The sequence below is a fragment of the Haladaptatus ordinarius genome (assembly GCF_054177595.1).
Genome location: NZ_JBPEHH010000181.1, coordinates 1 through 4996 on the forward strand (window position 1 = coordinate 1; position 4996 = coordinate 4996).

Consider the following 4996-nt stretch of genomic DNA (forward strand, 5'->3'; position numbering starts at 1 on the left):
ATCCAGACCGGTGTCTTGACGGCGAGCGCGTCACATGTGACGCGCATCGCCGTCTCTTGGGATGCCTGTTTGGCCTGTGTAAACTCCGCTGCTATCGGGATCTTCGACCCGGTTGAGACCATGGTTCTTGTAAAATTCTCATTTGATGACGGGGTACAGCCGGTGTGCTGAATAGAGGGCGCACATGCAGCACGAGGGAGATCCCCAACTCTCTTTCCAGATTGAAACGAGCGAAGCTGTCAGTTCCGGAGTGCCATCGACGGAACCGCTATATGTATCCCTTGCATTGGGACGTGTATGTCATCATCGGGTTCTTCGGGGGACGTCTATGCCGAAACGCTCACCGTCTTCGACCGGCGCGACGACCCCTCTGAACCACTCACAACCCCGGAGGTGGCAGACACGCTCAACCTCGCCCGACGAACGGTCTACAAACGTCTGGAGAAGTTGGTGAGCCGTGGAGACCTGAAAACAAAGAAGGCGGGTGCCAACGCCAGGGTATGGTGGCGATCACTCGATGGATCGGCAAACGTAGCGCATCCAAGTGACATCGGGCCACGACGGAGTGAACTTGAATTGGCCGTTGAGGAGGTGCTGGAACAGATTACGGACGGATTCTACGGACTTGACGAACAGTCCAGGTTCACCTACGTGAACAACCGGGCTGAAGACCTACTCGACCTGGAGGAGTCCGCCGTTCTCGGTCGGGACATCCACGACGAACTTATGCTGACCGACGAGTTCGAGGCCGCAATCCACGAAGCGCACGAAACCCAAGAACCAGCCTTTCTGGAGGATTACTACGACCCGCTCGATGCGTGGTTCGAGAACGTCATCTATCCGTCAGAGTCGGGCCTGTCGGTCTACTTTCAGGACATTTCAGAGCGCAAGCACCTGGAACACGACCTCCAGATCGATGAAGAACACTTCCGGACCGTCTTGGAGAATTCACCGCTCGTCGCCTTCCGACTGGACACGGACTTGCGCTATACGTGGATCGCCAATCCCCACGAGGACTTCGACCCGGACGCTGTAATCGGGAAGCGCGACGACGAGCTATTACCGCCCGACGCCGCAGAGTCAATCATGGCACCCAAGCGGAGGGCGCTCGAAACCGGCGAGCGCGTCCGTGAAGAAGTCACGTACGAATTACCCAGCGGCCAGGTGTCGTACGACCTCACGGTCGCACCACTCCGCGATGAGACAGGGAAGATTGTCGGTCTCACTGCCGCTTCCTTAGATATCACCGAGAGCAAGAAGGCCGAGGAATCGCTCCGGAAAAGTGAAGAGCGGCTCCGTCTCGCGCTCGAAGCCAGAGAACTGGGCGTGTGGGAACTTGATTTACAGACCGAAGAGTCGCCCATCCGCTCACCATTACACGACCGTATCTTCGGCTACGACGAGCTTGAGGGTTGGAGCTTCGAGCAGTTCATCGATCACGTCCATCCGGAAGACCGGGAGCGGGTTCGCCAGAGTTTCGATGAAGCATTCGAGGCGGGGGAGTGGACGTTCGAGTGCCGAATCATCCGTACAGACGATTCTCAACGGTGGATCACGGCACAAGGCGAGTTCTACTATGACGAAGGTGAGCCAATTCGTGTGGTTGGCGTCGTTCAGGACATCACCGAGAGCAAGGAGCGAGAACGCGAGCTCGAAGAGTATCGCCGGCAGTACCGGACACTCATCGAAAACTTCCCAAGTGGTGCTGTTGCCTTAGTCGATCAGGACTTCCGGTACGTGGCGTTCGGCGGCACGCCGGAGGGAAAGACGGACGTGACGAGGGCAGATCTGGAAGGGGAACTCGTTCGTGACGTCTTACCACCGCAAATCGCAGAAGTGGTCGTCCCCCGGTACGAAGCCGCACTCAACGGTGAGGCGTCAGCGTTCGAGGATACAATCAACGATAGGATCTACCAGTTCCACTTCCTCCCAGTACGTGACGACCAGGGTGAAGTCTTCGCCGTCACGGCGATGTCTCAGGACATCACCGACCGAAAGCGACGCGAACGGGAACTCGATGAATCGAAAAACCGCTATCAAGCCCTCGTCGAGAATTTTCCAAATGGGCTCGTCACCCTGTTCGATGAGGACCTGCGGTACCTTATCGCCGGCGGACAGCTCTATGAGACACTTGGCCGTGACCCTGCTGAGACGGTCGAACAAACGCTGTATGAGCGGGCCACCCCTGAGCAAATCGAGATTCTCGAACCGCACTACCGAGCCGCGCTGAACGGAGACTTACACTCCTTCGAGATAGAGCAGGAAGGTCAAGCCCTCACGGTCTGGACAGTCCCGGTGACGGATGAAGGGGGCGATGTGTTCGCCGGCATGGCGATGTTTCAGGACATCACCGAACTCAAGGAACGCCAGCGCGAACTCGAAGAGTCACAGCGTCGGTCTCAAACCATCGTCGATAACTTCCCAAACGGCATCGTCACCCTGTTCGACGAGGACTTACGTTACCTCGTGGCAGGTGGCCAACTCTACGAGGCGTTTGACCGGTCGCCCAACGAGGCTGTCGGGAAAACCCTCCATGAACGTAGTAAATCCGAAGAAATCGAGATTCTTGAGCCGGCGTACAACGCTGCCTTGGATGGAGAGGCCTCATCCTTCGAAATTGAATATGGTGATTGGGTGCTCAAGTTCCACATTGTTCCTGTGACCGACGAAGAGGGAACTGTATTCGCTGGATTGGCGATGTCCCAAGACATCACTGAACGGAAGCGGCGAGAAGAGGAACTTGCAGCACTGAACCGCCTCAACCAGGTATTTCAGGAAATTACACATGCCGTTATCGAATCGTCCACACGGGAGGAGATTGAGCGGACGATCACGGACCACCTCACGAACTCCGACTCCTACGAGTTCGCCTGGGTCGGCCACCTCGACCGGCTTGGCGAGAACATCCTCCCGCAGATAGCCGAACAGGATGATGGGAGTCTATCTGAAGTGATACTATCCACCGCGACCGATGACTCGACGAGTTATGGACTGGTCACTAAAGCGATGCGAACCGGAGAGGTCCAGGTCACATACGAAAGCAGCTCCGATCCCATCTTCGACCAGTGGAAGCAATCGAGAGAGGTACAATCCCGTGCGGAGATCTCGATCCCGATCACCTACGAAGACCGCGTCTACGGGGTCCTGACCATTCACACGGCACGTGAGAACGCGTTCAACGAGAGTGAACGTCGTCTCATCGGGCGACTCGGCGAGATCGTTGGACACGCAATTAATGCAATCGAGCGGAAACGGGCCCTACTAGAAGACCGTGTCCAGGAAATCACGTTCAAATCTCAACGGTTTGCCGAGATTTTCACCGACGCTGCTGATGATGAGTCGTTCACAATCTCTATCGAGAAGTTCGTTCCGCTTCCCGACGACCAGAGCATAGCATACTACTCCCTCGATGGGCTTGATCCGGCGGTTTTCACTGACGTCATCGAAACGTTCAATCCCAACGCTGAGTACCGTGTGACCGACGAAGAAGGGTCTCGGGTTCGGGTCGAAGTTCAACAGAGTAGCTTGGCGCTTGCATCTAAACTGGCCAAGTACAACAGCTGGATTGCAGACGGGACCCTCCAGAACGGGGAGTTTCGACTCAGAGTCCACGTGCCAGAGCACTCCCACGTCCGAGGGGTCAAAGACGTAGTTAAGGAAGCGTATCCGGACGTTGAGGTGGTCGCGCAAACCGAAGTCGAGCGCGAGAGCCCGCGTCTGAGCGACGTCTTTTCTGCCCTGAACGACCAATTGACCGAGCGCCAACGAACGACGCTCGAAGTGGCATACTACTCCGGCTTCTTTGACTGGCCACGCACAATTACGGGCGAAGAGTTGGCCGAGCGGTTGGACGTCACGCAGGGAACTGTCTCCCACCACCTCCGGCACGGAGAACGTAAATTGATGGAAGCGTTCTTCAAATTGACAGCGTAGCTCGTAGCCATTCAAAACGATTTGAAGTGCGGCTTATCCCCTTATCCACCATGCAATGGATGTAATGGGAATTGCAGCAGATCCACCCGCTTGGTACAAACAATTCACAGCGGCCGAGAGCGACGAGGCAAGCGAACTCTACTGTGTACTCGCTGACGAGGGACGACGGACGCTCCTTTCCGTTCTTCGTCCGCGCGACACGCCTGTCTCGGAGTCACGACTCGCCCAACTCATGGCCGCGCGTGAAAATGGGGACTCATCGAACACTGTCGCTACCGTCGACCGTGAACGAGTCGAGCTATCGCTCCACCACATACAACTCCCGCATCTCGAAGCGGCTGGCCTGATCGAACGGACCGAGGACGACTACATCAACTGCACCCAGCATCCGTTCTGGACCAGTTCCGACGTTCACACGCTCATAACACAGGATGACATCGAACCCTGCCCTCTGACGAAAACCTTCGATGTACTCGCCGATTACCGACGTCGAGCAATGCTCACGCTCTTGAAGGACAAGCAAGAACTCACCGTGGGAGAGGTGGCAGAAGAACTCGCCGAAACACCGCTCTCCGGCCAGGAACTCTCGAACTTGACAGCGGAACTCGTACACCGCCACATCCCGAAACTGGCGGACTCTGGAGTCGTGGAAGTGGACTCAACCGGGAATAACATCCGTTATATCGGCAACGTCGTTCTTGAAGAGTGGTTCTCGGACGTTCGGACGCACCGGGAGGCGTGAGAAGGCATTCTAATGATAATGTGCAGGTCGTGTGGTGAGTTCGGACTGCGAGAAAGGAGGATGGATCCCTTCGGCCTCGTGCGGATGAATGCCCTGACTGCGGCGGCCGCGAATTCAAAAACATTTGCACGGACGAAGTCATCTAGGTAGAGGACTAGAAATTTCACTGTGATTAGTACATAGTCATCTGCTACATCCAGCCTCTGAGGGCGCAGTAAAAAGGGGCACGATTTGACGACTCATAGGCCACAAGTGAGCATTGAGTAGCTTATTAAAATTATTTACAATAGCTATACATTGCTTCAACCCTATTAGTTGCTA

The 4996-nt window shown here is 55.9% G+C and carries 2 protein-coding genes and 1 pseudogene; 2 read left to right on the top strand and 1 reads right to left on the bottom strand.

Annotation, left to right across the window (positions count from 1 at the left end):
• Positions 1-134, bottom strand: a pseudogene (locus ACR3FF_RS25680) (IS5/IS1182 family transposase); the annotation flags it as partial.
• A 163-nt stretch (positions 135-297) separates the two neighbouring features.
• On the opposite strand from ACR3FF_RS25680, the gene ACR3FF_RS25685 reads away from it, so the two are divergent.
• Together ACR3FF_RS25685 and ACR3FF_RS25690 are read left to right on the top strand one after the other, a co-directional pair.
• On the top strand, positions 298-3933 hold the full coding sequence (locus ACR3FF_RS25685) for a PAS domain-containing protein (RefSeq protein WP_458190939.1): 3636 nt from the start codon (positions 298-300) through the stop codon (positions 3931-3933).
• Positions 3934-3997: 64 nt separating this feature from the next.
• Positions 3998-4675 (top strand): winged helix-turn-helix domain-containing protein, encoded by a 678-nt coding sequence (locus tag ACR3FF_RS25690; protein WP_458190940.1) that lies wholly within the window; start codon positions 3998-4000, stop codon positions 4673-4675.
• Positions 4676-4996: the final 321 nt, after the last annotated feature.